26 protein-coding genes and 1 pseudogene are annotated in these 25,499 nt (G+C 62.2%); 17 read left to right on the forward strand and 10 right to left on the reverse strand.

Annotated features, from left to right (window positions below; all coding sequences use genetic code 11):
• Positions 1 to 8: 8 nt before the first annotated feature.
• Positions 9 to 1,358: a CDP-diacylglycerol--serine O-phosphatidyltransferase gene (pssA, locus tag PG899_RS09655; protein ID WP_016349097.1), complete on the reverse strand. Its 1,350-nt coding sequence runs from the start codon at positions 1,356 to 1,358 to the stop codon at positions 9 to 11.
• Between the two features lie 146 nt (positions 1,359 to 1,504).
• Positions 1,505 to 2,845: a gluconate transporter gene (gene gntU / locus PG899_RS09660; protein ID WP_077095833.1), complete on the reverse strand. Its 1,341-nt coding sequence runs from the start codon at positions 2,843 to 2,845 to the stop codon at positions 1,505 to 1,507.
• Between the two features lie 245 nt (positions 2,846 to 3,090).
• Here gntU and PG899_RS09665 point away from each other — a divergent pair, with 245 nt between their 5' ends.
• The 3 genes from PG899_RS09665 to PG899_RS09675 are packed head-to-tail and all read left to right on the forward strand — an operon-like array spanning position 3,091 to position 6,044.
• Entirely contained in the window at positions 3,091 to 3,600 is a 510-nt protein-coding gene (locus PG899_RS09665) for a gluconokinase (protein WP_005307862.1), read from the forward strand.
• Entirely contained in the window at positions 3,597 to 5,393 is a 1,797-nt protein-coding gene (gene edd, locus PG899_RS09670; protein ID WP_077095832.1) for a phosphogluconate dehydratase, read from the forward strand. Before PG899_RS09665 ends, edd begins: the two co-directional genes overlap by 4 nt.
• A gap of 9 nt (positions 5,394 to 5,402) precedes the next feature.
• Positions 5,403 to 6,044 carry a bifunctional 4-hydroxy-2-oxoglutarate aldolase/2-dehydro-3-deoxy-phosphogluconate aldolase gene (locus PG899_RS09675; protein ID WP_043162453.1) on the forward strand — a complete coding sequence of 214 codons (642 nt, stop codon included), beginning with the start codon at positions 5,403 to 5,405 and terminating at the stop codon, positions 6,042 to 6,044.
• Between the two features lie 97 nt (positions 6,045 to 6,141).
• Here the strand turns inward: PG899_RS09675 and PG899_RS09680 are convergent, their stop codons facing one another.
• Complete coding sequence (locus PG899_RS09680) at positions 6,142 to 7,149, reverse strand: substrate-binding domain-containing protein (RefSeq protein ID WP_077095831.1); 1,008 nt, start codon at positions 7,147 to 7,149, stop codon at positions 6,142 to 6,144.
• Positions 7,150 to 7,239: 90 nt separating this feature from the next.
• Here PG899_RS09680 and PG899_RS09685 point away from each other — a divergent pair, with 90 nt between their 5' ends.
• Positions 7,240 to 7,890 carry a Qnr family pentapeptide repeat protein gene (locus PG899_RS09685; RefSeq protein WP_077095830.1) on the forward strand — a complete coding sequence of 217 codons (651 nt, stop codon included), beginning with the start codon at positions 7,240 to 7,242 and terminating at the stop codon, positions 7,888 to 7,890.
• A 121-nt stretch (positions 7,891 to 8,011) separates the two neighbouring features.
• Here PG899_RS09685 and PG899_RS09690 read toward each other — a convergent pair whose 3' ends face one another.
• Positions 8,012 to 9,361, reverse strand: coding sequence for a peptidoglycan DD-metalloendopeptidase family protein (locus PG899_RS09690; protein ID WP_270697343.1), 1,350 nt, complete (start codon positions 9,359 to 9,361; stop codon positions 8,012 to 8,014).
• A gap of 9 nt (positions 9,362 to 9,370) precedes the next feature.
• Entirely contained in the window at positions 9,371 to 10,900 is a 1,530-nt protein-coding gene (gene gpmM, locus PG899_RS09695) for a 2,3-bisphosphoglycerate-independent phosphoglycerate mutase (protein WP_143238965.1), read from the reverse strand.
• Positions 10,901 to 11,225: 325 nt separating this feature from the next.
• Between gpmM and PG899_RS09700 the strand changes: the two genes are divergently transcribed.
• From PG899_RS09700 to gpsA, 3 genes are read left to right on the forward strand one after another with little or no spacing between them, the layout of a single operon-like run.
• On the forward strand, positions 11,226 to 11,657 hold the full coding sequence (locus PG899_RS09700) for a rhodanese-like domain-containing protein (protein ID WP_005307875.1): 432 nt from the start codon (positions 11,226 to 11,228) through the stop codon (positions 11,655 to 11,657).
• A gap of 47 nt (positions 11,658 to 11,704) precedes the next feature.
• Positions 11,705 to 12,175, forward strand: coding sequence for a protein-export chaperone SecB (gene secB / locus PG899_RS09705; RefSeq protein WP_077095827.1), 471 nt, complete (start codon positions 11,705 to 11,707; stop codon positions 12,173 to 12,175).
• Positions 12,176 to 12,177: 2 nt separating this feature from the next.
• Positions 12,178 to 13,182 (forward strand): NAD(P)H-dependent glycerol-3-phosphate dehydrogenase, encoded by a 1,005-nt coding sequence (gene gpsA, locus PG899_RS09710; protein ID WP_077095826.1) that lies wholly within the window; start codon positions 12,178 to 12,180, stop codon positions 13,180 to 13,182.
• An 83-nt stretch (positions 13,183 to 13,265) separates the two neighbouring features.
• On the opposite strand, the gene nfuA is transcribed toward gpsA, so the two are convergent.
• Entirely contained in the window at positions 13,266 to 13,844 is a 579-nt protein-coding gene (gene nfuA / locus PG899_RS09715; protein ID WP_005307891.1) for a Fe-S biogenesis protein NfuA, read from the reverse strand.
• An 80-nt stretch (positions 13,845 to 13,924) separates the two neighbouring features.
• Positions 13,925 to 14,653, reverse strand: a pseudogene (locus tag PG899_RS24250) (ComF family protein).
• Positions 14,654 to 14,689: 36 nt separating this feature from the next.
• On the opposite strand from PG899_RS24250, the gene bioH reads away from it, so the two are divergent.
• The 4 genes from bioH to PG899_RS09745 all read left to right on the forward strand — a co-directional run bounded on the left by bioH (position 14,690) and on the right by PG899_RS09745 (position 16,932).
• The gene (gene bioH, locus PG899_RS09730; protein ID WP_077095825.1) at positions 14,690 to 15,454 is read left to right on the forward strand and encodes a pimeloyl-ACP methyl ester esterase BioH; all 765 of its coding nucleotides are present in this window, start codon (positions 14,690 to 14,692) and stop codon (positions 15,452 to 15,454) included.
• A 71-nt stretch (positions 15,455 to 15,525) separates the two neighbouring features.
• Positions 15,526 to 15,759, forward strand: a complete 234-nt coding sequence (locus PG899_RS09735; protein WP_011704305.1) for a flagellar basal body rod C-terminal domain-containing protein — start codon at positions 15,526 to 15,528, stop codon at positions 15,757 to 15,759.
• A gap of 1 nt (position 15,760) precedes the next feature.
• Complete coding sequence (locus tag PG899_RS09740) at positions 15,761 to 16,558, forward strand: putative metalloprotease CJM1_0395 family protein (protein WP_077095824.1); 798 nt, start codon at positions 15,761 to 15,763, stop codon at positions 16,556 to 16,558.
• A 95-nt stretch (positions 16,559 to 16,653) separates the two neighbouring features.
• A complete protein-coding gene (locus PG899_RS09745) occupies positions 16,654 to 16,932 on the forward strand; it encodes a hypothetical protein (protein WP_077095823.1) in 279 nt (92 codons plus the stop codon).
• 55 nt (positions 16,933 to 16,987) lie between these two features.
• Here PG899_RS09745 and PG899_RS09750 read toward each other — a convergent pair whose 3' ends face one another.
• Positions 16,988 to 19,294 (reverse strand): Tex family protein, encoded by a 2,307-nt coding sequence (locus tag PG899_RS09750; RefSeq protein WP_077095822.1) that lies wholly within the window; start codon positions 19,292 to 19,294, stop codon positions 16,988 to 16,990.
• A gap of 268 nt (positions 19,295 to 19,562) precedes the next feature.
• The gene (gene greB, locus PG899_RS09755; RefSeq protein WP_011704309.1) at positions 19,563 to 20,036 is read right to left on the reverse strand and encodes a transcription elongation factor GreB; all 474 of its coding nucleotides are present in this window, start codon (positions 20,034 to 20,036) and stop codon (positions 19,563 to 19,565) included.
• Positions 20,037 to 20,272: 236 nt separating this feature from the next.
• On the opposite strand from greB, the gene ompR reads away from it, so the two are divergent.
• Together ompR and envZ are read left to right on the forward strand one after the other, a co-directional pair.
• Positions 20,273 to 20,992 (forward strand): osmolarity response regulator transcription factor OmpR, encoded by a 720-nt coding sequence (ompR, locus tag PG899_RS09760; RefSeq protein ID WP_005307934.1) that lies wholly within the window; start codon positions 20,273 to 20,275, stop codon positions 20,990 to 20,992.
• Positions 20,989 to 22,299, forward strand: coding sequence for a two-component system sensor histidine kinase EnvZ (envZ, locus tag PG899_RS09765; RefSeq protein ID WP_017410611.1), 1,311 nt, complete (start codon positions 20,989 to 20,991; stop codon positions 22,297 to 22,299). Before ompR ends, envZ begins: the two co-directional genes overlap by 4 nt.
• Positions 22,300 to 22,334: 35 nt before the next feature.
• Here envZ and PG899_RS09770 read toward each other — a convergent pair whose 3' ends face one another.
• Positions 22,335 to 23,249, reverse strand: coding sequence for a DMT family transporter (locus tag PG899_RS09770; RefSeq protein WP_077095821.1), 915 nt, complete (start codon positions 23,247 to 23,249; stop codon positions 22,335 to 22,337).
• A gap of 356 nt (positions 23,250 to 23,605) precedes the next feature.
• Between PG899_RS09770 and rpsJ the strand changes: the two genes are divergently transcribed.
• Genes rpsJ through rplW form a run of 4 tightly spaced genes read left to right on the forward strand, consistent with a single transcriptional unit; the run spans position 23,606 to position 25,494 of the window.
• Positions 23,606 to 23,917, forward strand: a complete 312-nt coding sequence (rpsJ, locus tag PG899_RS09775; RefSeq protein WP_005307944.1) for a 30S ribosomal protein S10 — start codon at positions 23,606 to 23,608, stop codon at positions 23,915 to 23,917.
• 22 nt (positions 23,918 to 23,939) lie between these two features.
• Positions 23,940 to 24,572, forward strand: coding sequence for a 50S ribosomal protein L3 (rplC, locus tag PG899_RS09780; RefSeq protein ID WP_010672559.1), 633 nt, complete (start codon positions 23,940 to 23,942; stop codon positions 24,570 to 24,572).
• Positions 24,573 to 24,589: 17 nt separating this feature from the next.
• Positions 24,590 to 25,195, forward strand: a complete 606-nt coding sequence (rplD, locus tag PG899_RS09785; protein WP_005340616.1) for a 50S ribosomal protein L4 — start codon at positions 24,590 to 24,592, stop codon at positions 25,193 to 25,195.
• Positions 25,192 to 25,494 carry a 50S ribosomal protein L23 gene (gene rplW / locus PG899_RS09790; protein ID WP_005307955.1) on the forward strand — a complete coding sequence of 101 codons (303 nt, stop codon included), beginning with the start codon at positions 25,192 to 25,194 and terminating at the stop codon, positions 25,492 to 25,494. The genes rplD and rplW overlap by 4 nt, the downstream gene beginning before the upstream one ends.
• Positions 25,495 to 25,499: the final 5 nt, after the last annotated feature.

Below are 25,499 nucleotides of genomic sequence, written 5' to 3' on the forward strand. Positions count from 1 at the left end.
CGCGCCGGTCAGATGATGCGCTTGAGCAGGATGTGGGCCTTGACCCTGTGGATCCGGGCCAGCAGCTTGCGCACCTGATCCGGGTAGTCCTGGATCTGCTCGATCTGATCGAAGTGACTGATGCGCTTGGTGTTGGCCAGGATGTTCTCGCGCTCGGCATTGAACTGGGGCCGCAGCAGGTGACGGCGATCGTAGACCAGCAGGCCGTTCTCCAGATCCAGCGCCCAGGCGCGGGGATTGAGGTTGTTGCCGGTGAGCAGGGCCCACTCGTCATCCACGAAAATCCCCTTGAGGTGGTAGGAGTTGCGCTCGCAGCACCAGAGCATCAGGTTGAGACGGCCGGCATCGATGTGATGCTGGTTGCGCTCGGCGAACTTGCGCAGGTTGGTCTCGTACAGATAGGGCAGACCGCCGATGGTGGAGAATTTCTCCTCCGGCGGAATGAAGAAGTCGTTGGCGGTCTTGTCGCCCACCACGATCGTCACCTTGCAGCCGCGCTTGAGCAGGGCCTCGATATCCTTGTTCAACTCCTTGGGCGGGTTGAAGTAAGGGGTGCAGATGAAGATCTCCCGCTCGGTGGCCCGCACCAGGGTACGGATCATCTTGTTGAGCTGGTTGCCGCGCTTGCCCAGGCCACTCATCGGGGTGATGGCCACCTCCTGGCTGTTGACCGGCATGGTGTCGAAGCGGTACTGGCCGAGGCGCAGGTTGTGCTTGAAGCGGCGGATCGGCCCCTTCAGCTGCTTGGCGCTGGGGATGTCGGTGCGATCCAGTCGCTGCACCGCCTCGCTGCGCAGGAACAGGTCATCCACGTAGTTGACCATGCTGCGGGTCAGCTCCGGGCTTGTGATCTGGTGATAGCGGTCGAAACGGTAGCGATCCTGCTGGTGCAGGTAGATGTCGTTGAGGCTGGCACCGGAGTAGAGCAGGGTGTCATCGAAGATGAAGCCCTTGAGGTGCAGCACCCCGAGCAGCTCACGCCCCTTCACCGGCACGCCGTAGATGGCGATCTGGTGCTCATGGCGAGCGGCCATCTCCTGATACATCAGGTGGTTGCCGCCTTGCTTGCCCTTGCCGATCAGGCCGCGCTGGGCACGGTGGAAGTCGACGAACACCTTGACGTCGAGGGCCGGGTTGCGCTGCTTGGCGGCGTAGAGGGCGGAGAGGATCTCCCGTCCCGCCTCGTCATCCTGCAGATAGAGCGCCACCAGATAGATGCGCTGACGCGCACTGGCGATGAGCGAAAGGATCCGGCTCTTGAAGTCCTTGGCGCTGTTGAGCACTTCAAACTGGTCTGCGGCGACGGCGATCTGGGGCAGGCGCGCCAGCAGCTGTCGATAATGTGCCGATGAATGCATAGAGAAACCTGAAATCACTGCGTTAAGCGTTCCACTCGGAGCGATGGATAGGCGATTCTAGCAATCTCGCCCTGTTAGCCAAAGAAAGAATCGTCATAAAGATGAAAAAGGCCTCACATTGGAGGCCTTTTTCCGCACGGTTGCGATCAGAGGAAGCTGTAGATGATCATCGCCATCACGCCGCCGGTGGTGCCGATGATGGTCTCCATCACTGTCCAGGTCTGCAGGGTCTGCTTCTCGGTGAGACCGAGGTAGCGGTTGGCCAGCCAGAAGCCGGAGTCATTGACGTGGGAGAGCACGATGGCCCCGCCGCCGATGGCGATGGTGACCGCCGCCAGCTGGGCGCCGTTCAGGCCGAGCGGCTCCAGCATCGGCAGCACCAGGCCGCAGGCGGTCAGCATGGCGACGGTGGCGGAACCCTGAATGACCCGCACCGCGGCCGCCAGAATGAAGGCCAGCGCGACGATGGGCAGGCCGGAGTCCGCCAGCATGTTGCCAAGGGCGGCACCCACGCCGGAATCCACCAGGATCTGCTTGAACACGCCACCGGCACCGGTCACCAGGATGATGACGCCGGCCGGCTGGATGGCGCTGTTGCAGACGTTCATCACTTCGTCACGGGACATGCCGCGACGGATCCCCAGCAGGTAGAAGGCGGCCAGGCAGGCGACCATGATGGCGGTGAAGGGGTGGCCGATGAACTCCAGCCAGCCGTGCAGGGGCGTGCCGGCCTCGACGAAGCGGCCGACGATGGTCTTGAGACCGATCAGCAGCAGCGGCAGACCGATGAGGCCCATGGCCAGCCCGAAAGAGGGCAGGTTCTGGCCGTCGTCGTGGGCGCTGCTCTGGGCGTCGGCCGGCAGTGGCACGTCCACCACCTTGCTGATCAGCTCGCCAAACAGCGGGCCGGCCAGGATCAGGGCCGGAACGGCGGCGATCAGGCCGAACAGGATCATGTAGCCGAAGTCGGCGCCCAGTTGGGACGCCACCAGGATGGGGCCCGGCGCCGGGATCAGGAAGGCCTGGCAGGTGGCGATGCCCGCCAGCAGGGCGATGCCGATCTTCACCACGCTGCCGCCACCGCGGCGGACGATGGCGAAGGCAACGCCGATCAGCAGTACCACGGCCACGTCGAAGAACAGCGGCAGTGCGCAGACGAAGCCGGTCAGCGCAATGGCCCAGTTGGCGCGCTTGACGCCGAACTTGCCGAGCAGGGTGTGGGCCACCCGGTCGAGGGCGCCGGTGACTTCCATCACCTTGCCGAACATGGCGCCCAGTGCCACCACCACGGCGACGAAGCCGAGGGTGCCGCCCATCCCTTTCTGGATGGTGGCGGCGATGTCGGCCGGGTTCATGCCGGCGGCAAGACCGGCCACCATGGAGACCAGGATGAGGGAGACGACCGCGTGCAGGCGGGCCTTCATCACCAGAAAGAGCAGCAGCACGATGGAGCCGGCGGCCGTCATGATCAGGGAGAGGTCAGACATTGTTGTGCATTCCTTGTTCCAAGTTCAGTGTCGACACCCTGCCGATCCGTCGGCAGACCATATCTTTATGATTTATTTAGATTTATGGCCAGGGCTCAAACTCGATTGCCCAGGTGACTATGAGTGCGCTCAGTCTGTGGCAGACTTCACAATTCTTGTTGTTACCGGTAACATGTTACCGGTAACGTGCTAAGTTAGAACCCATCGGCAGCACGTTTTTTGAAAAATGAGATAGAGGTCAAACAATGGCGGGTAAGAGCATTATCGTGATGGGTGTATGTGGTAGCGGCAAGTCCAGCGTGGGCCTCAAGGTGGCCAGCGTGCTGGGCGCCAAGTTCATCGACGGTGATGATCTGCACCCCAGGGCCAATATCCAGAAGATGGCCGGCGGCAACCCGCTCAACGACGAGGATCGTGCCCCCTGGCTGGAGCGGATCCGCGACGCGGCCTACAGCCTGGAGCAGAAGAACGAGGTGGGCGTCATCGTCTGCTCGGCCCTCAAGAAGCAGTATCGCGACCAGATCCGTGAAGGCAACGAGTCGGTTAGCTTCCTCTTCCTTGACGGCAGCCAGCCGCTGATCCTCGAGCGGATGCGGGCCCGCAAGGGCCACTTCATGCGCGAAAGCATGGTACAAAGTCAGTTCGATACCCTGGAGCGCCCGGACGGCGAAGCCGGTGTATTCCACATCGATATCGACGGCACCTTCGAACAGGTGGTTGATCGCGCCGTCACAGCATTGGAGCAAGCCCAATGATCCATCAGGTCATTTCCAGCGTCACCGCCCGCATTCGCGAGCGCAGTGCCGCCCGTCGCCAGGCCTTCCTGGCCCGCATCCAGCGTCAGGCCGATCAGGGCAAGACCCGCGCCGCGCTGGCCTGTGGCAACCTGGCCCACGCCGTGGCCGCCTCCAGCTGTAACGAGAAGGGGCGCATCCTCGACATGACCCGCGCCAACGTCGGCATCGTCACCGCCTACAACGACATGCTGAGCGCCCATCAGCCCTATCAGGGCTATCCGGACATCATCAAGGCCGCGCTGGCCGAGCTGGGCCACAGCGCCCAGGTGGCCGGCGGCGTGCCCGCCATGTGCGATGGCGTGACCCAGGGGCAGCCGGGGATGGATATGTCCCTGTTCTCCCGCGATCTGATCGCCCAGGCGACTGCGCTGTCGCTCTCCCACAACACCTTTGACGCCACCCTGCTGCTCGGCATTTGCGACAAGATAGCGCCGGGCCAGATCATGGGGGCGCTCTCCCACGCCCACCTGCCCACTGCCTTCGTGCCGGCCGGTCCGATGGCGAGCGGCATCAGCAACGACGAGAAGGTGAAGGTGCGCCAGCAGTACGCCGCCGGCGAAGTGGGCCGTGACGCCCTGCTGCAGATGGAGTGTGGCGCCTACCACGCGGCGGGCACCTGCACCTTCTACGGCACCGCCAACACCAATCAGCTGGTGTTCGAGGCCATGGGCCTGATGCTGCCGGGCTCCGCCTTCGTTCACCCGCACAGCGAGCTGCGCCGCGCCCTCACCGAGGAGGCGGCCCGCCGCATCAGCGCCATGATCCCGGGCTCCCCGGCCTATCGCCCCCTGAGTGCGGTGATCGACGAGCGCTCGCTGGTCAACGGGCTGGTGGCCCTGCTCGCCTCCGGCGGCAGCACCAACCACAGCATCCACATGGTGGCGCTGGCCCGCGCCGCCGGTCTGCACCTGACCTGGGACGACATCAGCGATCTCTCCGACGTGGTGCCGCTGTTGGTGCGCATGTACCCGAACGGCCCGGCCGACGTCAACGCCTTCGAACAGGCGGGCGGCGTGCCCGGCCTGATGCGCCGGCTGGCGCAAGAAGGGCTGATCCACCTGGACGCCACCCCGGTGTTTGGCGAGATGCAGGATTACCTCAGCCGTCCAGCACTGGTGGATGGCCGGCTGGTGTGGCAGCCGGTGGGCGAGAGCGGCGATGCGAGCGTGCTGTCGCCTTCCGGCAGCGTATTTCAGGCTACCGGCGGCACCAAGCTGCTGGCGGGCAATCTGGGCCGCGCCGTGGTCAAGGTCTCCGCCGTGGCCCCCGAGTATCGCGTCATCGAGGCGCCGGCGCGGGTCTTCTCCTCCCAGCATGCGGTGGAGGCGGCCTACAAGGCGGGCGATCTCAATCAGGATGCTGTCATCGTGGTGCGCCACAATGGCCCGGCCGCCAACGGCATGCCGGAGCTGCACAAGCTGATGCCGGTGCTCGGCAACCTGCAAAAAGCCGGTTACAAGGTGGCGCTGGTCACCGACGGCCGTCTCTCCGGCGCCTCCGGCAAGATCCCGGCCGCCATCCACGTCACCCCGGAAGCGCTGCACGGCGGGGCCATCGGCCTGCTTGCCGATGGCGACCTGCTGCGGGTGGATGCGGTAACCGGCAGTCTCGACTGCCTGACCGATTTGAGTGGCCGTACCCAGGCCGAGATCGACCTCACTCTGGAACAAGAGGGGTGGGGCCGTGAACTGTTCAGCGTGATGCGTCGCGCGGTATCGAGCGCCGAGTGTGGCGCCACCATCTTTGACTAAGGAAGAGCTATGCAGAACTGGAAAGTGACCCCGGCCGAGGTGTTTGCCGCCTCCCCGCTGGTACCCGTGATGGTCATCAATGAGCTGGAGCAGGCCCTGCCGATGGCCAAGGCGCTGCTGGACGGCGGCATCTCGGTGTTCGAGATCACCCTGCGCACTCCGGTCGCGCTGGAGGCCATCGCCCTCATCGCCAAGGCGATGCCGGACGCCATGGTCGGTGCCGGTACCGTGCTCAACTGCGCGCAGTTTGACGCTGCCGTGGCCGCCGGTGCCCGCTTCGTCATCTCCCCGGGGATGACCCCGGCCCTGCTGGCCCACGCGGCCAACAGCACGGCGCCGCTGATCCCGGGCGTGGCCACCCCGTCCGAGGTGATGCAGGCGCTGGAAGCCGGTTACGACCACCTCAAATTCTTCCCGGCCGAAGCGAACGGCGGCACCAAGGCGCTCTCCGCCATCGCCGCGCCGCTGCCCCAGGTGAAGTTCTGTCCCACCGGCGGTATCGGCCCGAAAAACGTGGCCGACTATCTGGCGCTCAAGTGTGTGGCCACCGTCGGCGGCTCCTGGATGCTGCCGGCCGAGGCCGTCAAGAACGGTAACTGGGAAGAGGTGACCCGCCTCTCCCGCGAAGCCGTCGCCCTGGTCGCATCCTGATTTGACGCCGGCGTGAGCCGGACCTTCCGTTTGCCAAGCAAGCAGGCCACCCTCGGGTGGCCTGCTCTGTTCTGGTTGAATGGCGAGGATCTGGGCCTCAGCCCAGACTGTCCCCCTCGTACAGGGAGAAGCCCATGTCGAGCCGGGTGTCGGCCAGCTGCTGGCCGTTGAGGCGGGCCAGCAGCATGGTGGCGGCCGCACGGCCGATCTCCTTGCGGGGCGTGACGATACTGGCCAGCTTGGGGGTCATGGCGTGGCCGATGTCGAGGGCGTTGCTGCCGGCGATGGCGATCTGCTGGGGCACGGGTATCCACTTGGCCTGACACTGCAGCAGGGCGCCCACCGCCAGGTCATCGTTGGTGCAGAACAGGCCGTCCAGATCGGGATAGCGCACCAGTGCCTGCTCCAGCAGCTGGCCGCCGAGGGTGAAGCTGGAGGATTGCTCGGTCAGCAGGTGCTGGCCGCTCAGGCCGAAATCCTGCATCGCCTGGTAGTAGCCTTCCATCCGCAGCTGGGTGCGCACGTCGAGCCGCGCGCCGAGATAGACCAGCTTGCGTCGGCCCCGGCGCAGCATCTCTGTTACCATGGCCCGGGCGGCCGCCCGGTGATCCATGCCGACCACCATGTCGATGGGATTCTGCGGCAGATCCATGGTCTCCACCACCGGGATGCCGGCGGTGGCGATCATCTTGCGGGTGCGCTCGGTGTGCTGGCTGTCGGAGAGGATCAGCCCATCCACGTGATAGGAGAGCAGGGAGGCGACCTGCTCCTCTTCCCGCTCCGGGCTGTAGCCGTAGTGGGCCAGCAGGGTCTGGTAGCCGGCGGGCCGGGTCACCGACTCGATGCCGTGCACCACGGCGGAGAAGACCTGGTTGGAGAGGGAGGGGATCAGGATGCCGATCGCCTTGCTGGTGGCGTTGGAGAGAATGTCCGGCGCCCGGTTGGGAATGTAGCCGAGCTCCTCCACCGCGGCGGCGATCCGCTCGCGGGTGCCCTCGGCCACGGCCTGTGGGTCGCGCAGGTAGCGGCTGACGGTCATCTTGGTGACCCCGGTCAGGTCGGCTATGTCCTGCAGGGTGGGGCGGCGCTTGCGGGTGTCGTTCATCTCGGGATCCGGCAGAAATGTTACACGTAACATTACCGTTTTTGTTTAACAAAGTCAGCATATGACGCCATCAACAGGGGGAGTCGCGGGATGATCAAGGACAAGTGCTTCGAGGGTGTGCGCTTCGAGCAGCAAGACCTGGAGGGGGAGCAGTTCCAGGGTTGCCGTTTCATCGGCTGCAACTTCTCCTGGCTCGATCTGGCCGAATGCCGCTTCGTCGACTGCAGCTTCTATGACCGGGAGAGCGAGCAGAGCTGCTTGCTGCAGGGCTGCGATCTGCGCGAGGCGAGCTTCCTGCGCTGCGATCTCACCATGGCCGACTGCAGCCAAAGCCAATGTCTGGGGCTGGAGCTGCGCGACTGTCAGGCGCTGGGGATCAACTTCTCCCGCGCCAGCTTTGCCAACCAGATCACCGTCAAGAGCTACTTCTGCGAGGCCCATCTGACCGGCAACAACTTCAGTTACGCCAATTTCGAAGGGTGCCTGCTGGAGCAATGTGAATTGAGCGGCAATCGCTGGCAGGGGGCCAACCTGTTCGGTGCCTCGCTGGCGGGTTCCGATCTCAGTGGTTCCGAGTTTGGCCAAATAGACTGGGCCAGCGTCAACCTGCAGGGTTGTGACCTGCGCCAGTGCGATCTGCCCGGGCTGGATCTGCGGCGGGTCAATCTGGACGGGGTGCAGATCAACGAAGATCAGCAGCAGGCCTTGCTGGAGCAGATCGGGCTGATCGTCTTCCCCTGAGCCGGCAGGAAAAGAGGTAAGTTTTCGTCATCCGCCGTCATGCCCGCTGCAGGCGGCGATCAAAAAAGCCTGCATGATGCAGGCTTTTCTGGATGGCAGGTTGGCGGCCGGGTGGCGGTGATCAGCGCTTGGCCAGCCACTTGGTGGGGTTGATCGCCTCGCCCTGATAGCGGATCTCGAAGTAGAGGCCGGGTCTGTCCTGGCCACCGCTGTCGCCGACCAGCGCCACCGGTTCACCCTGTTCCACGTTCTGGCCCACCTGGCGCAGCAGCGACTGGTTGTGACCGTAGAGGCTCATGTAGCCGCGGCCGTGATCGATCACCAGCAGCATGCCGAAGCCGTCGAGCCAGTCGGCATAGACCACCTGGCCTGGTGCCACCGCCTTGACCTGGGTGCCTTCACTGGCGCCGATCAGGGTGCCTTTCCACTTCAGTTCGGCGGTGCGCGGCGAGCCGTAGGCGATGAGGATGGGGCCCTGCACTGGCCAGCGCAGGCTGCCGTTGGTCTTGAGCCCGCTGTAATAGCCGGCGCTGCTGATCCCAGAGCCTCGCTCGGGTTTGCTGCTGGCCACTTCCTCGGCCGGCTGCTGTTGCTGGGCTGCCTTGTTCTGTTGGGCAGCGAGCCGCTGTTGTTCGGCACGGCGCTGCTCTGCCAGCTTGCGCTGCCGCTCCTGCTCCGCCTTCAGCTTGGCGAGGCGTTCCCGCTCGGCCCGTTCGCGGCGCTCCTGCTCTTCCCGCTGGCGGCGCAGCTCTTCCAAGCGGGCCTTCAGGGTTTTTTCCGCCTTGACCAGCTTGCTCAGTTTCTGTTCGTCATCCTGTACCGATTGCTGCAGCTGGTTGCGCACCTTGGCGCGGCTCTGCTGGCTGGCCAGCAGGCTCTGGTGATGTTGCTGCTGTTCGCTCAGCAGGCTTTGCAGCCGGCTTTCGGTCTCTTTAGTGGCCTGCTGGTTTTTGGCCAGCTTGGTGCGGGTGGCACGCAGCGCCTCGATGGCTTCGATGCGGGCCTTGTTGAGGTAGTCGTAGTAATCGAGGGAGCGGCTCAGTTTGGCCGGATCCTGCTGATTGAGCAGCAGTTTGAGGTAATCCTGGTTGCCGGCGGTGAAGGCGCTCTCAGCCTGCTTGGCCAGCAACTGCTTCTGATGGCTGGCCTGCTGTTCCAGATCCAGCTTGTCCTGCTGCAGCCCTACCAGTTTCTGCTGGTTCTCTCTGAGCTGCTGCTTGGTCTGTTCGAGCTTGGCGGCGGCGGCCGAGATGGCCTGCTCATCAGCCTTGAGCTGGGTGTTGAGCTTGGCAAGCTCCTGCTTGCTGAGCTTGATGGTCTGCTGCTGTTCCTTGATCTGGGACTGCATGGCACCGAGCTGCTGGTTGGCAGCCCAAGCCGTGGCCGGCCCGAACGACAGACAAAAAAACAGCGCGCCGGCCAACAGGCCGACGCGACTGGTTTTGGTTGAAATCACTTCGCATCCCCGCATGGGGAAGGATTATTTCAGAATCATCAGGGGCTTGCCAGTCATTTCCGGCGGTACCGGCAGACCCATCAGGGTCAGCATGGTGGGGGCCAGATCGGACAATTTGCCGCCTTCAGCCACCTCGGCCTTGCGACCGAAATAGATGAGCGGAACCGGCAGGTTGGTGTGGGCGGTGTGCGCCTGACCAGTCTCTTCGTCCATCATCTTCTCGGCGTTGCCGTGGTCAGCGGTGATCAGGCACTCGCCACCCACTTCGGCCAGGGCGTCGGTGACGCGACCGATGCAGTGGTCAACCGCTTCACAGGCCTTGACCGCGGCGTCGAACACGCCGGTGTGGCCGACCATGTCGCCGTTCGGGTAGTTGCAGATGATGACGTCGTACTTGCCGCTCTTGATGGCGCCGACCAGCTTGTCGGTCAGCTCTTCGGAGCTCATCTCCGGCTGCAGGTCATAGGTGGCCACTTTCGGGCTGGCGACGATTTCGCGATCTTCGCCAGTGAAGCAGGCCTCTTCGCCGCCGTTGAAGAAGAAGGTGACGTGGGCGTACTTCTCGGTTTCGGAGATGCGCAGCTGGGTCTTGCCCTGCTTGGCCAGCCATTCACCCAGGGTGTTGACCAGCGCGGTCGGCGGGTAGGCACAGGCGGTTTTGATGTCGGCCGCGTACTCGGTCAGCATCACGAAGTTCAGCGCCGGGGTGGCGGTGCGGGCGAAGCCGGTGAAGTCGCTGTCGACGAAGGCGCGGGTGATCTCGCGGGCACGGTCGGCACGGAAGTTCATGAAGATCAGCGCATCGCCATCCTGCATGGGAGCGGCAGCACCGATGCGGGTGGCTTTGACGAATTCGTCGTTCTCGTCGCGAGCGTAGGCGGCGGCCAGGGCTTCGCTGGCGCTGTCGGCGGTGAACTCGCCCTTGCCCTGGGTCATCAGGTCATAGGCTTGCTGCACGCGATCCCAGCGGTTGTCGCGGTCCATGGCGTAGTAACGGCCGATCATGGAGGCGAAGCGACCCTTGCCCAGACGGGCAAACAGGGCATCGAACTGCTCGATGGAGGACTGGGCGGAGCGCGGCGGCACGTCACGGCCATCCAGGAAGGCGTGGAAGTAGATCTGCTCGGCGCCACGCTTGGCGGCCATTTCGATCATGCCCATGATGTGCTCTTCGTGGCTGTGCACGCCACCCGGGGACATCAGGCCCATGATGTGTACGGCCTTGCCCTTGGTCACGGCAGCATCGACCGCCTTGGCCAGCTCGACGTTCTGGAAGAAGTCGCCGTCCTGGATGTCTTTGGAGATGCGGGTCAGTTCCTGGTAGACGATGCGACCGGCGCCGATGTTGACGTGGCCCACTTCGGAGTTCCCCATCTGACCATCCGGCAGACCCACGTCCAGGCCGGAGCCGGAGATCAGGGTGCTGGTGTAGTCACGGGTGAGACGGTCGAGGTTGGGAGTCTTGGCGGCAGCGACGGCGTTGTGCTCTTGCTTGGTGCTGTAGCCCCAACCGTCCATGATGACCAGAACCAAAGGTTTCTTAGCTGTTGACATAAGGCTATGTCCTCTCGGATAGGAATGAATTGCGGGAAGTGAAACTAGCGTAATATTACTACATCTGCCGAAATAGTCACCTGATAGCCAAGCCCCGTCCGGCGGGGGCCGCACGCTGTTGCCGAGCTGTTTCTTCTTTGTCGCCGGCTTGTCGCACCACTCGACGAATCCTCCCCCTAGCGGGCCGAATGCCACTTTTTATGCCGTCACTTTCCCCCGTCCCCGTCTGGTGGGAGCCCGCTCCCGCTTTGCCGCCAAGATGGCTGATCTTGGCTGGGTCCCCATGTATACTCGGGCACTTGTCTTGGTCCCTGGATAGTAGAAGATGCAAGAGTATTTGGATTTTGCGGCCCGCAACCCGCTGCTGACCGCAGCCTGGTTCGGCCTGGCAGGCACCCTGGTTTACACCACGGTGCGTGCTCGTTTTTCTCCGGTGAAGTCGGTGAACAACCACACCGCAACCCTGCTGATCAACCGTGAAAACGCCACCGTGGTGGATATTCGCAGTCAGGAAGAGTTTGCCAAGGGCCATCTGGCCGGTGCCCAGCACCTGCCGCTCAGCCAGATCCAGAGCAATAATCTGGGCCCGGTTGAAAAGCATAAAGATGCCCCCATCATAGTGGTGTGCGAGTCGGGGATGACTGCTGGTGGCGCGGGTCGCCAATTGAGCAAAGCCGGCTTCAAGCAGGTGTATGTGCTCAGCGGTGGCATGGCCCAGTGGCGTGCAGAGAATCTGCCGGTGACCAAAAAACGCTGATTTAAGGGCCTGCGCCCACCTATTTTCATAAAAAGGAATCAAACAAAATGGCTGAAGAGATCAACAACCAGGAAGTACAACCGGAATTCCACATCCAGCGCGTCTACACCAAGGATGTCTCCTTCGAAGCGCCGAATACCCCGCACATCTTCCAGAAAGAGTGGCAGCCGGACGTCAAGCTGGACATGGACACCAAGACCAACATCCTGGCCGACAGCGTCTATGAAGTGGTGCTGACCCTGACCGTGACCTGCAAGCTGGAAACCGAAACTGCCTTCCTGTGTGAAGTTCAGCAAGCCGGTATCTTCACCATCGGCAACCTGCCGGAGCCGCAACTGGCTCACTGCCTGGCTGCCTTCTGCCCGAACATCCTGTTCCCGTATGCCCGCGAAGCGGTGTCCAGCCTGGTGAGCAAGGGTTCCTTCCCGCAGCTGAACCTGGCACCGGTCAACTTCGATGCCCTGTTTGCCCAGCACATGGCGCAGGCACAGGCCCAGCAGGCGACTGCGGAAGCCTGATAATGGCCGACCAGATCGCTATCTCGGTCTTGGGGGCGGGGTCTTATGGCTCCGCCCTTGCCATTTCTCTGGCGCGCAACGGTCATCCGACCCTGCTGTGGGGTCACGACCCTGCCCATGTCGCCGAGCTGGAACAAGACCGCTGCAACAAGGCTTTTCTGCCGGATGTCCCTTTTCCTGCCGATCTGCAGCTGACCGCCGATCTGCAACAGGCGGTACAAGCCGCCCCCGTGCTGCTGGTGGTGGTGCCGAGCCATGTGTTCGGCCAGGTGCTGGCCCAGGTCAAACCCTTCCTGCGCCCGGATACCCGTATCGCCTGGGCCACCAAGGGGCTGGAGCCGGACAGCGGCCGTCTGCTGCAAGACGTGGCGCGCGAGGTGCTGGGTGACGAGATGCCGCTGGCGGTGATCTCCGGCCCTACCTTCGCCAAGGAGCTGGCCGCCGGTCTGCCGACCGCCATCTCGGTGGCGTCGACCCACGACGACTTCGCCGACGATCTCTCCCTGCTGCTGCACTGTGGCCGTTCGTTCCGGGTCTATACCAATCCGGACTTCATCGGTCTGCAACTGGGCGGGGCGGTCAAGAACGTCATCGCCATCGGTGCCGGTCTCTCCGACGGGCTGGGTTTTGGCGCCAACGCCAGGACCGCGCTCATCACCCGGGGTCTGGTGGAGATGCAGCGCCTGGGCGCCGCGCTCGGGGCCGACGCCAAGACCTTCATGGGGATGGCGGGGCTCGGGGATCTGGTGCTGACCTGTACCGACAACCAGTCGCGCAACCGTCGCTTCGGGCTGGCCCTCGGGGCCGGCAAGGATGTGAGCACCGCCATGACCGAGATCGGCCAGGTGGTGGAAGGCTATCGCAACACCAAGGAGGTGCATCTGTTGGCGGCCCGCTGTGGCGTCGAGATGCCCATCTGCGAGCAGATCTTCAAGGTGCTGTACGAAGGCAAGAATCCGAAAGAGGCGGCCATCGCTTTGCTGTCGCGAGACAAGAAGGACGAGTGATCCGCCCGCTGCAGAATGCAAAAGGCCCCGCCAGCTGGCGGGGCCTTTTCTTTGCCGCATGTCTTTGCGACAAGGGCAGCAAATCAGTAGTAGGAGTGATCGCCGCGCTGGTGTTCGGTGGCATCCTTGACGCCGTTGAGCTCGCCCGGGAATTTCTCCAGCAGCTGCTTCTCGATCCCCTCTTTCAGGGTGTAGTCGACCATGGAGCAACCGTTGCAACCGCCGCCGAACTGCAGGATGGCCAGCTTGTCCTCGGTCAGCTCGACCAGGGTGACCTTGCCGCCGTGACCGGCCAGCATGGGGTTCACCTCGGACATCAACACGTACTCGATACGGTCGATCAGCGGAGCATCGTCGGCCACCTTGCGCATCTTGGCGTTCGGGGCTTTCAGGGTGAGCTGGGAGCCCATCTGATCGGTGACGAAATCGATGGTGGCATCCACCAGGAAGGGAGCGCTCAGGGGATCGACCATGCAGTCGAAGCCGCTGAAGGGCAGGTGTTGATCTTCCGGATCGACCGCGTCGGGTGGGCAATATGATACGCCGCACTCGGCATTCTGGGTTCCCGGATTGACCACAAACACCCGGATATTGGTGCCATCAGGCTGTTTTTCCAGCAGTTTACGGAAATGGGCCTGGGCGGTGTCGGAAATGCTGATCATCACTATCCTCATAAACCTGAGTGTACGACTAGGGTATTCATGATAACTCTCTTGGCAAGGCTTGGGTAGCATGCCGATGGTTACTTGAGATGCTTGAGGGTGCGACAGACGGCCCACACTTCCACCTTTGTGACTCCGCTCTCATGGAGCAAGCGGGTGAGATGGCCGGCGGTCGCGCCCGTGGTGACCACATCATCGAGCAGCGCCACGTGCTGGTAGGCGTGGGGCCTGATCTGGAAGGCGCCGCGCAGATTGCGTCGCCGCTGGCCGGCACTGAGCCTGGTTTGCTGCGGGGTTGCCCTGACCCGGCGCAGCAGGGTGTTGTTGCAAGGAATGCCGGTCAGCTCGCTGAGAGCGAGGGCTATCTCTTCCGCCTGATTGAAGCCGCGCCACCATTGGCGCCACCAGTGCAGCGGCACTGGAATGATGGCCTCTGGCGGCTCGCTGAGATCCAGATGATCGGCCAGCAGCCGGGCGAGCAGCGGGGCCAGCAGGATCTGGCCGGAATACTTCAGCCGGGGGATCAACATGGGGTAGGGGGGGCGATAGTCACCGATGACCTGCAGCCGCTCCCATGGCGGCGGCCTGCGCTAGCAACGACCGCAGATCGGCAGGCGCTCTTCATGCAATGCCGGCAAAGGAGCTGCACACAAGCGGCAGGTGTGGTCAGCCTGCTGTAGTGCCTGCCGGCACCAGCTGCACAGCAAGGGGGCAACATCGCAAGGCTGCTGGCAGAGCAGGCAGTTGCCCTGCCAATCGGCGTGGCGGCCGAGGATCGGACTTGCTTTGGCGAGCAACCGCTTTAACATGCTGACCCCAACAGAGTGAACAGGATCTGAGTCTAGATGAGCGTGTCGGTTGAGCGGTTTGGTCAGGGGCCCGATCTGGTGCTGTTGCACGGATGGGGAATGAATGGCGCGGTCTGGCATGGCATTGTGCCGGCCCTGGCGTCTCGCTATCGCGTCCATCTGGTGGATCTGCCCGGCTTTGGCAACAGTCCGCTGGCAGGTGAGGTGGAGTACAGTCTGCCCTGGCTGGCTGAAGAGGTGGCAGCCATCCTGCCGGAGCAGTGCCATTTGCTGGGGTGGTCCCTCGGTGGCCTGGTGGCATGCCAGTTGGCCTTGAGCCATCCCGAGCGACTGCACTCCCTTATCACGGTGGCCAGCTCCCCCTGTTTTATGGCCCGTGACGAATGGCCAGGGATCGCCCCCAAGGTACTTGCCGGTTTCAACCAGATGCTGGCAGGGGACTTCAAGCAGACCATAGAACGCTTCCTGGCGATCCAGGCCATGGGCAGCGAACACGCCAGGGACGACATCCGCCAGTTGCGCCACTGGCTGGCGGAGCGGCCCGTTCCACAGCTGGCCGCGCTGGAGGCCGGACTCGGTTTGCTGGCCGAGGTCGATCTGCGCGATGAGCTGACACCATTGAGCCTGCCTTGGCTGCGAGTCTACGGTCGGCTGGATTCGCTGGTGCCCAAGGCGTCCATCCCTCTGCTGGACGAGCGTTACCCAAGCAGCCGCAGTGTGGTGCTGGAAAAGGCCTCACATGCACCCTTTATTTCCCATCCACAACAGTTCATTGAAATCATTGAACATTTTGTAGGTTGAAAAATAGCCAATTTGCTTCATTAATCCTCTGGCGTGGCGGATAATTAATCCAGTGTCAGAGGAGAGTTGTCATGCGTATAGATTCAGCATTGAACAGCGGTGTGCAAGGCTTTCAGCGTGCGGAGCAGATCGCCGACAAGGCGTCCAGCCAGATCGCCAGGCTCAACACCCCGAGCGGTGACAAGGTGCAGTTGCCCGAAGAACTGGTGAACCTCAAGAGTGCCGAGGTACAGGCCGGCGCCTCTGCCAAGGTGATCCAGACCGCCAGCGACATGATGGGAACCCTGATAGACATCCGGGTGTGATATGAACATCAATGTCAGTCTGCCGACCATCATTCCCAACCAGCTGCAACCGCAGACGGAATCGGCACGCACTGACAATCGTCGCGCGGCACTCATCCCCCAGAGCCGTCAGAGCGAGGCTTTCAACGCCGAGTCCGAAGTCGGCTCCCAGAAAGAGAAGTCCAGAGCCAGCCAGGCCAATCCCAATCAGACTTCCCAGCAGGCGCGAGACGGTTCTCAGACCGGCAACCCGCAGGCGGCGATCGACAACCGCTTCGTCGAGGCCACCGGTGAGGACGGCCAGCGCAACAAACAGCAGGATCCCAAGCAGCAGGAGCAACAGCAGAAGCAGGAGCTGCAGGTCAAGGAGCTGGCCGACAGGGATCAGGAAGTGCGTACTCACGAGCAGGCGCACCAGAGCACTGGTGGTCAGTATGCCGGCAGCCCTACCTATGAATTTGCCATGGGGCCGGATGGCAAGCGTTACGCGACCGGCGGTGGCGTCTCCATCGACATCGGGACTATCCCCGGCGATCCCAGAGCCACCATCGCCAAGATGCAACAGGTGAGGGCCGCCGCACTGGCGCCTGCCGAACCCTCCTCTCAGGATCTGAGCGTAGCCAGAAGTGCTGCGGCCAAGGAGGCGCAGGCCCGCAAGGCGCTGCTTTCATCCGACCCTGATACCGCCTTGGCTGCCGATGGCAGCGCCAAGACGGGCGTGCTGAACGGCTACATGGAGCAGCGCAACCAGGTCATCGCCCAGCGTTATCAGCAGGCAGTCAAGCCTGCGGCCCAGCAGAACCTGAGCCTGAGTGTCTGAGTTTTCCACCGTATTACCGCCCGGTTTTTTCCCTCGCGAGCAGCCATTTACAACTAATCTGAGGGGTAATCCCATCCACGATCACAGGAGTCGTCATGCACTTTGATGAAGTCAAACCGGAAGATTTTGCCACCTTCTCCCGTGTTCCACCGCCGCACCTCCAGATGGAGCAGTTCTTGATGCAGCTCGGCGGGGGCGGCACCGAAGGCACCCATTTCAAGAAGAAGGTGATGCTGGCGGCAGGCTGGAGCCATACCGGCGTGGTCTCCTATGGCAAGTATCCGCAAGAGGCCTGCAAGGCATTCAACCGGTTGCGGGAAGTACTGGCAGCCCATCAAGAGGCTGACACCATTCTGGCTGCGCTGGCCCAATGAGGCCGAGCAACAGCGACAAAAAAGCCCCTCGCGGGGCTTTTTGCATTCTGGGGACTTATTTCTTCAGCTTCGACAGGGCGGCCGCGAAGGCGTTGCCCATGGCGCCATCGGCCGGGGGGCTCTGACGCGGTGCCTGCTTCGGCTTGGCGTTGCCGGTGTGGCGCGGCTCGGCCGGTTTGCGGGCAGGCTGGCCGGCTTTTTCATCCAGACGCATGGTCAGACTGATGCGTTTGCGCGGTACGTCGACTTCCAGCACCTTGACCCGGACGATGTCGCCGGCCTTGACCACCTCGCGGGGATCCTTGACGAAGCGATCGGTGAGAGAGGAGATGTGCACCAGCCCGTCCTGATGGACGCCGATGTCGACGAAGGCGCCGAAGTTGGTGACGTTGGTGACCACCCCCTCCAGCACCATCTCGGGTACCAGATCGCTGATTTTCTCCACCCCTTCCTTGAAGGTGGCAGTCTTGAACTCGGGACGGGGGTCGCGGCCAGGCTTGTCCAGCTCACCGATGATGTCGGTGACGGTAGGCACCCCGAACTGCTCGTCGGTGTAGTCGGCGGGCTTGAGAGTGCGCAGCAGGCTGCTGTTGCCGAGCAGGCTGTCCACGGTCTGCTCCAGCTTGGCGAGGATCCGCTCCACCACAGGGTAGGATTCCGGGTGCACCGCCGAGCCGTCCAGCGGGTTGCTGCCGCCCCGAATGCGCAGGAAGCCGGCGCACTGTTCGAATGCCTTGGGCCCGAGTCGGCTCACTTTCAGCAATTGCTGACGATGCTGGAAAGCGCCGTTCTCGTCGCGGTAGGCGACGATGTTCTGGGCCAGGGTCTGGGAGAGGCCGGAAACCCGGTTGAGCAGCGCGACCGAGGCGGTATTCACATCCACCCCGACCGCGTTCACGCAATCCTCGACCACCGCATCGAGCCGGCGGGCCAGCTGGCTCTGGCCGACGTCGTGCTGGTACTGGCCGACACCTATGCTCTTGGGCTCGATCTTGACCAGCTCGGCCAGCGGATCCTGCAGCCGGCGGGCGATGGAGACGGCGCCACGAATGGAGACGTCGAGATCAGGGAACTCCTGGGAGGCGAGCTCGGAGGCGGAGTAGACCGAGGCCCCCGCCTCGCTCACCACAATCTTCTGCGCCTTGGCGGCCGGGTAGCGCTCGAACAGATCGCTCACCAGGCGGTCGGTTTCCCGCGAGGCGGTGCCGTTGCCGATGCTGATGAGTTCGACCTTGTGCTTCTGGCACAGCTCGCTCAGGGTCTTGAGACTCTGGTCAACCTGGCGCTTGGGTTCGAACGGATAGATGGTCGCGTGATCGACCAGCTTGCCGGTGGCATCGACCACCGCCACCTTGACCCCGGTGCGGATGCCCGGATCCAGCCCCATGGTGCAGCGCATGCCGGCCGGCGCTGCCATCAGCAGATCCTTGAGGTTCATGGCGAATACCTTGATCGCCTCGTCTTCTGCTGACTCGCGGATGCGGCCGATCAGCTCGGTCTCCATCTGCAAGGAGAGTTTGATCTTCCAGGTCCAGCTCACTACCCCCTGCAGCCACTTGTCGGCCGGGCGGTGTTGCAGGTTGAGCCTGAGGTGATGGGCAATGATCCCTTCGCAGGGGCTGGCACCCTCATCGTCGCCGGCAACCAGCGCCAGGTTGAGGATCCCCTCGTTGCGGCCGCGCAACATGGCCAGCACCCGGTGGGAGGGGGCCTTGTGCAGCGGTTCGTCGTGCTCGAAGTAATCCTTGAACTTGGCCCCTTCCTGCTCCTTGCCGGCCACCACGCGCGCGCGCAGGGTGGCGTTGTGCCACAGGTAGTCGCGCAGCTTCTCCAGCAGGTCAGCCTGCTCGGCGAAGCGCTCCATCAGGATGTAGCGGGCACCGTCGAGGGCGGCCTTGCCGTCGGTGATCCCCTGCTCGGCATTGAGGAAGCGAACCGCCTCTTGCTCGGGATCCTTCATCGGGTCGCTCAGCAGCAGGTCGGCCAGTGGCTCCAGCCCCGCCTCGATGGCCATCTGCCCCTTGGTGCGGCGCTTGGGTTTGTAGGGGAGGTAGAGGTCTTCCAGCCGGGTCTTGCTGTCGGCGTCGTTCAGCTCGCGGGCCAGCTCGGGGGTCAGTTTGCCCTGCTCTTCGATGGAGCGCAGGATCACCTGGCGGCGATCCGCCAGTTCACGCAGGTAGCCGAGGCGGCTCTCCAGGGTACGCAGCTGGCTGTCATCCAGACCGCCGGTCACCTCTTTGCGGTAACGGGCGATGAAGGGGACGGTGGCGCCTTCGTCCAGCAGGCGAACGGCGGCCTGCACCTGCTCCGGGCGGGCATTCAGCTCACCGGCAATCTGATGTTCTATTACGTGGCTTTGCATCGAGGGTCTCTTGGTCGGGTCCTGGTCAACGGGCAGGCGCGAGGCGATGTCGCCGGGCAGGGGTCTGTCCTGGCGGTACTCAAGGTACCAGCCGGACCACTGCCGCGCGGGCCGGTTGGCGCCGCAAGGCGCCGGGTGTGAGCACTATATGGGGTCGGGCAGCGGGATGCCACCCCGGCAAAAACGACGCTTGTCATACCCGGTGGGCGGGCATGCTCGGTCTCTCCTAGCCTCGTCAGCCGATTTGGCCGTCAGGGCCGGCGCTGGCTTATTTGGGATAGCTGATCTCATTGATGTACCAGCAGGCGTCACCGACTGGCGTGCGCACTATGGCCTCGTCCCCCACCTCTTTCTTGAGCAGGGCGCGGGCCATGGGGGAGTCGATGGAGATGTAATCCTTGCGCTCGAAGATCTCGTCATAGCCGACGATGCGAAAGCGCTTGGTCTCTCCCTCCTCGTTTTCCACCTCGACCCAGGCACCGAAAAAGACCTTGCCCTCCTGGGCGGGGGAGTAGTCGACGATCCCCAGCTCCTCGAGGCACTTGCGCAGGTAACGGACCCGCCGGTCGATCTCTCGCAGCCGTTTCTTGTTGTATTGGTAGTCGGCATTCTCGCTGCGATCACCGAGGCTGGCCGCCCAGGCCACTTTGCGGGTGGTCTCGGGGCGCTCCTCGCGCCAGAGGAAATCGAGCTCCTGTTTGAGCTTGTTGTAGCCTTCACGGGTGATCAGCTTGGTCTTCATCGGTCGTTACCTGTGTCAGTGGGGCTGATGAGCCTCTTATGGCTCGGCAGATCTTATCCGCTGTCGCTCTGCTGTCGAGCAAAAACTGGGGCGTCTGAGGGGGCGCCTGAGTGATGAGGTACGGGATGCAGGGGCGCAAAATCGGCTGAATGGGCAATAACCGGTAACATATTTAGGCTTGGCCGTTACGAGCCCGAGCTCTAGTATTGGCAGCATATCGAGAGGAGAGGCAAGCAATGAGTCAGCAATACAAGGTTCTGGTCGTCGACGATGATTTGAAATTACGTTCCCTGCTGGAGCGCTACCTGACCGAACAGGGGTTCGTGGTTCGGGGCGTCGCCAATGGCGAACAGGCCGACCGCCTGCTGACCCGTGAGAACTTCAGCCTGATGGTGCTGGATTTGATGCTGCCGGGGGAAGACGGCCTCTCCATCTGCCGCCGCCTGCGCGAGGCTGGCAACCAGATCCCGGTGCTGATGCTGACCGCCAAGGGGGATGAGGTGGATCGCATCGTCGGGCTCGAGATGGGTGCCGATGATTACCTGCCCAAGCCGTTCAACCCTCGTGAGCTGCTGGCCCGGATCCGCGCCGTGCTGCGCAGGCACACCGTCGAGTTGCCGGGCGCCCCCTCTACCGCCGAGAAGGTGGTGAGCTTTGGCAGCTATCAGCTCAACCTGGCAACCCGCGAGCTGAGCCGCGATGGTGATCCGGTTGCACTGACCAGCGGTGAATTCGCCGTGCTCAAGGTGCTGGTGAGCCATCCGCGCGAGCCTCTCTCCCGCGACAAGCTGATGAACCTGGCCCGTGGTCGTGAATATACCGCCACCGAGCGCAGCATCGACGTACAGGTCTCCCGCCTGCGCCGCCTGCTGGAGCAGGATCCGGCGCAGCCCCGTTATCTGCAGACCGTCTGGGGTCTGGGCTATGTGTTCGTGCCGGACGGTGACGGCGAATGAAGAAAGTGAGCAGCATGTTCTCCCGCATGCTCTGGTTTTTGGCCGCCGTGCTGGTGGTCTATCAGTTTGTCTCCTATGCCACTTTCTACAACTATCTGCTGGCGCCGACCGTCAAGCAGATCAGCCACCTGCTGGCCAACCAGGTCAAACTCATCTTCCCGGTTGAGAGCAACCAGCTGGCGCTGAGTGAAGACGCCGAGGCGCTGGTCTATGTGGCGACCGGCAGCGACATCTATACCCAGACCGAGGCGGAGCAGCACGGGCTCAACGAGTCCAAGCCTTACACCTATCTGGAAGAGAGCATCAGCCGCGAGCTGGGGGGCAAGACCAAGGTCAGGGTCGAGATCCAGGATCACTACATCATCTGGATCCAGCCGCCCCAGGCCAACAAGGTGTGGGTGCGCATCCCGCTGACCGAGATCGAGGATGACGACATCGAGCCGCTGATCCTCTACATGAGCGTGCTGCTGGTGGTGACCCTGTTCGCGGCCTGGCGCTTTGCCCGCCAGCTGGTGCGGCCGCTGGAGGATCTGGAAGCGGGTGCCGTGGCGGTGGCGCGCGGCAATTTTCCCGATGCATTGGGGGAGCAGGGCTCGCGGGAGGTGCGTCGGCTGACTCGCACCTTCAATCACATGTCGAGCTCCATCAAGGGCCTGATCGAGGAGCGCAATCTGATGATGGCGGGCGTCTCCCACGATCTGCGTACCCCGCTGACCCGTATCCGGCTGGCGACCGAGATGATGTCCTCCGGCGATGAGTATCTCAAGGAGAGCATCAACGCTGACATTGACGAGTCCAATGGCATCATCGATCAGTTCATCGACTACATTCGACCGGACGAGGGGCTGGATACCCAGCAGATCGACCTGACCCAGCTGATCCACGACAGCTTGCTGGTGCAGACCGATCAGGGACTGGAGGTGGAGCTCGAGTTGCCGGCCGAGGCGGTACGGGTGGCCTGCAACCCCATCAGCATCCGCCGCATCCTCAACAACCTGTCGGGTAATTCGCTGCGCTACGGTGCGAGCCGGCTGCAGGCCGAGCTCAAGGATGATGGTCACTGGGTGCGGTTGCGGCTGTCGGATGATGGCCCCGGCATTCCGGAGCAGGATTACTACCGGGTGCTCAAGCCCTTCACTCAGGGCAACGAGGCCCGTACCGGCAGCGGCAGCGGCCTGGGGTTGGCCATCGTCGCCAAGATCGTGTCCCAGCATCATGGCACCATCAGGCTGGGGCGCTCCGAGCTAGGGGGCTTGCTGGTGGAGATCCGGCTGCCCAAGAACCAGCCGCTGGAGTGGATTGATTGAACGAAGGGCGTATCCGCGGATACGCCCTTTGCATGTCAGGCTTGCGGCTCGCTGGTCTTGCGGTAGCGCTTGCCGTATTTCAGCTGCTGTATCAGCAGGGCGGCGACGATGAGCGCCAGCCCGATGGGGGTGGCCGGGTGGATGGTTTCGCCGATCAACAGGTTGAGCAGCACCAGCGAAGCAAACGGCGAGATGAAGATGAGGTTGCTGATGGGGGCCGTGTTGGTGGCGTGGCGCAGCGCCATCAGCCAGAGCACGAAGCCAAAACCCATCTCGAACAACCCCACGTAGATGGCGCCTGCCCACCCCTGCCAGGCAGTCATGGCAAAGTCCGAGAGCAGCCAGGTCGCCGCGACGATGAAGGGCAGGCTGATGAGGAAGCTGAGCAGCAGGCTGACGATGGGGTCACCCTGGTTGCGGGTGTTGAGGATCCAGTAGCCGGCCCAGATCAGGGTCGACACTAGCGCCAGCGTGACGCCGAGGGGGCTGTCGAACTGCAGACCGAATACATTCCCTTTGGTGGCGATCACCAGAGCGCCGAAGTAGCCGAGCACGATGGCGACTCCGTCACGGCGGCGCAGCTTCTGACCGAGGAAGGGCACCGCCAGCAGACTGAGGGTGATGGCCCAGGTGTAGTTGAGGGTCTGAGCCTGCTGGGCGGGCAGCAGGTCATACGCCTTGAACAGCAGCAGGTAATAGAGGAAGGGGTTGAGTACTCCCAGTGCCAGATAGTAGAGGGGACGACTCTTGATGTAGCCGAGCAACAGCGGCAGTTTTCCCTGACAGGCCACGATCACCCCCAGCGTCAGGGTCGAGGTGCAGGCCGCGACCAGCAGTAGTTGCACGGGTTCAAAGTAGGTGAGGGAGATCTTGAAGGCGCTAGCGACCGTCGACCAGAGGGCGACGGCGCAGAGTCCATATTGATAGGCTTTTTTCTGATCTTTGAGCATGGGGTGTCGTTCCGATGACGAAGGCCGGCGCACAGTCTACCAGCCTGTTTGCAACATTGTCGTTACCCCTGCCAGGCAAGGGCTTGCCCAGCCGTTGGCGAGATCCATCTGTCACATAAAATTGCGCACAATCTGTTCGCCTTCTCTTGCGCAAATTGAAAAAATCCGTATAATCCCCTCCGCTTACCCATGAGGTAAGCCAGACGATATGTCTGCTTGCTGAGTTTCCCGCTTGCGGGGGCCAGCCATACAGTCCTCCCGATATGGGAGGAAACGTGAAAAATCACACCTCTGGCGGGAGTAATCTCGGTCGGGCGGTGTTGATTTATGTTCTTTTATCTATTGGAGCTCTGTCAATGCAGAACCAAAGAATCCGTATCCGCCTGAAGGCTTTTGATCATCGCCTGATCGATCAATCCACTGCGGAAATCGTTGAAACTGCAAAGCGCACCGGCGCGCAGGTTCGCGGTCCTATTCCGCTGCCGACTCGCAAAGAGCGCTTCACCGTCCTGATCTCCCCGCACGTCAACAAAGATGCGCGTGATCAGTACGAGATCCGCACTCACAAGCGTCTGGTAGACATCGTTGAGCCGACTGACAAGACCGTTGACGCCCTGATGCGTCTGGATCTGGCAGCTGGTGTAGACGTCCAGATCAGCCTGGGTTAATTACGGAAAGAGGTTGATAACAATGACAATCGGTCTTGTAGGTCGCAAAGTGGGTATGACTCGCATCTTCACTGAAGATGGCGTTTCTATCCCGGTGACTGTTATCGAAGTTGAAGCTAACCGTGTAACTCAGGTCAAATCTGTAGAAACCGACGGCTACAACGCTATTCAGGTTACCACTGGCGCCAAGAAAGCCAGCCGTGTAACCAAGCCGGAAGCTGGCCACTTCGCCAAAGCTGGTGTAGAAGCCGGTCGCGGTCTGTGGGAATTCCGCCTGAACAACGGTGAAACTTTCACTGTTGGTAGCGAGCTGAAAGTAGATCTTCTCGCTGACGTTAAGCTGGTAGACGTTACCGGCACATCCAAGGGTAAAGGTTTTGCCGGTACTGTTAAGCGCTGGAACTTCCGCACCCAGGATATGACCCACGGTAACTCTCTGTCCCACCGTGTACCTGGCTCCATCGGTCAAAACCAGACCCCGGGCCGTGTATTCAAGGGCAAAAAGATGGCTGGTCACATGGGTGCTGAGCGTGTAACGACTCAGAACCTGGAACTGGTTCGTGTTGACGCTGAACGCAACCTGCTGCTCATCAAAGGCGCAGTACCGGGTGCAACCAACGGCAACGTGATCGTTAAACCTGCCGTCAAAGCGTAACGTCTGAGGAGATAGTAATGGAATTGGTAATGAAAGACGCCAAGAGCGCTCTTGAAGTTTCCGAGACTACCTTCGGGCGCGAATTCAACGAAGCTCTGGTTCACCAGGTTGTCGTTGCTTATGCCGCTGGTGCCCGTCAGGGTACTCGTGCGCAGCTGACTCGCTCTGAAGTGTCTGGTGGCGGCAAAAAGCCGTGGCGTCAGAAGGGTACTGGTCGTGCCCGTGCTGGCTCCATCCGTTCGCCCATTTGGCGTTCCGGTGGTGTGACTTTTGCAGCTAAGCCGCAAGATCACAGCCAGAAAGTAAACAAGAAGATGTACCGCGGCGCTATCCGTAGCATCCTGTCCGAGCTGGTACGTCAAGAGCGCCTGATCGTTGTTGAGAAGTTCGGCATCGAAGCTCCGAAGACCAAAGAACTGATCGCCAAGCTGAAAGAAATGGAACTGACTGACGTTCTGATCGTGACTGCTGAAGTCGATGAGAACCTGTTCCTGGCTGCTCGTAACCTGTACAAAGTTGACGTGCGTGACGTTGCCGGTATCGACCCGGTCAGCCTGATCGCTTTCGACAAGGTTCTGATGACTGCTGACGCAGTTAAGCAAATCGAGGAGATGCTGGCATGATCCGTGAAGAGCGTCTGCTGAAAGTTCTGAAGGCTCCGCACATCTCTGAAAAGAGCACCATGGTCGCAGAAAAGCAGAACACTATCGTGTTCAAAGTTGCTGTTGATGCCACCAAGGCGGAAGTCAAAGCTGCAGTTGCGAAACTGTTCGAGGTCGAAGTTGAGACCGTCCGTACCCTGAACATGAAGGGTAAGACCAAGCGCGCAGGTGCACGCGTAGGCCGTCGTTCCGATTGGAAAAAGGCTTATGTGACCCTGAAAGCTGGTCAGGACATCGACTTCATGGGCGCAGCCGAGTAAGAGGA

It is taken from the genome of Aeromonas sp. QDB39 (assembly GCF_027707585.1).
Lineage (GTDB): Bacteria > Pseudomonadota > Gammaproteobacteria > Enterobacterales > Aeromonadaceae > Aeromonas > Aeromonas hydrophila.